The sequence below is a fragment of the Acinetobacter sp. NBRC 100985 genome, assembly GCF_000241225.1.
GTDB lineage: Bacteria > Pseudomonadota > Gammaproteobacteria > Pseudomonadales > Moraxellaceae > Acinetobacter > Acinetobacter venetianus.
Genome location: NZ_BAEB01000062.1, coordinates 1 through 460, shown reverse-complemented (window position 1 = coordinate 460; position 460 = coordinate 1). Strand labels below are relative to the sequence as shown.

The 460-nt window shown below is 53.7% G+C and carries 1 pseudogene; it reads left to right on the top strand.

Annotation, left to right across the window (positions count from 1 at the left end):
- Positions 1 to 460 (top strand): annotated as a pseudogene (locus ACT4_RS16055) (hemagglutinin); the annotation flags it as partial.

Sequence of the window (460 nt, the reverse complement as noted above, 5' to 3'; positions counted from 1 at the left end):
GATGCATTGGGTAACAGCACAGCCAACAACTTAGGCGGTGGTGCAACCTACAACAGCACGACAGGCGCAGTGACAGCACCGACCTATAGCGTGAATGGCACCGACGTGAACAACGTCGGCGATGCGATCACCGAATTAGACAAAGGCTGGAACTTGGCAAGCAATGGTGCCAATGCAGGTGCAATCAAAGCGGGTGACACCGTTGACATCGGTACAGCAGCAGGCGAAAGCAACCTCCAAGTGACGAAGAGTGGCAACACCATTCAATACAGCTTAAGCCGCGACCTTGACCTTGACAGCGTGACCACAGGCAACAGCAAGCTCGACAACAGTGGCTTAGTGATTACAGGTGGCCCAAGCATCACGACTACAGGTATTGATGCGGCGAACACCAACATCAGCAATGTTGCGGATGCGACCACAGCAGACCAAGCGGTGAACAAAGGCCAATTGGATGCAG